1 protein-coding gene is annotated in these 579 nt (G+C 30.4%); it reads right to left on the bottom strand.

The genetic code is table 11. The features are described 5' to 3' along the window. Positions 1 to 554: transposase (locus HHU12_RS34645; protein WP_169661235.1), on the bottom strand; the 554-nt coding region annotated here is incomplete at its 3' end. Positions 555 to 579 lie beyond the last annotated feature (25 nt).

The following is a 579-nucleotide window of genomic DNA, read 5'->3' as shown; positions in this document are numbered from 1 at the left end:
GGAACTCGAACACAAAAGTCAATTTTTAAAGATTTCAACCATCTCAGCCATTTATAACCAATGAATTCTCTATCCATGACGATATAGTCAATTCTATGATAACCAAGGGTTTCTATAACTTTTGAAAACAATTTTATCCTATCTTCCCAGTTGCTATTTCCACTGTTGTTATCTAACATTTCAAAGTGAAGAGGTACTCCCATTTTACCTACATGGGCAATTACAGATAGTATATTTATTTGAGTTTTCCCATAATCCCACTCTGTTCTATCAATACTCAAAACTACTTTTTCATGAGGGATAAATTGAATTAACCATGAAAATATTTCAAGATACTGAAAGTCTGTTTTCTGAAAAAAGTCTTCAATATTTCTATTAATTGAATCGGTACTGGCCTGACGATTAATTTTTGAAGCTATTTCATAAAATTGAACAGATTTACTATCTATTATACCCAAAATAATCTCTGTTAATCGATCTTTTCGTGAACTGTTTTGAACGACGTTAAATTCATCAAATGTTTTTCGTAGATTTGCTACTGAGTTAAGGCTCATGAAAAGTTGTTTGTTTTATTTTGTA

It is taken from the genome of Flammeovirga aprica JL-4 (assembly GCF_012844305.1).
Taxonomy (GTDB): Bacteria; Bacteroidota; Bacteroidia; order Cytophagales; family Flammeovirgaceae; genus Flammeovirga; species Flammeovirga aprica.
The sequence above is the reverse complement of the archived record's forward strand: the minus strand, read 5'-3'. Positions and strand labels throughout refer to the sequence as shown.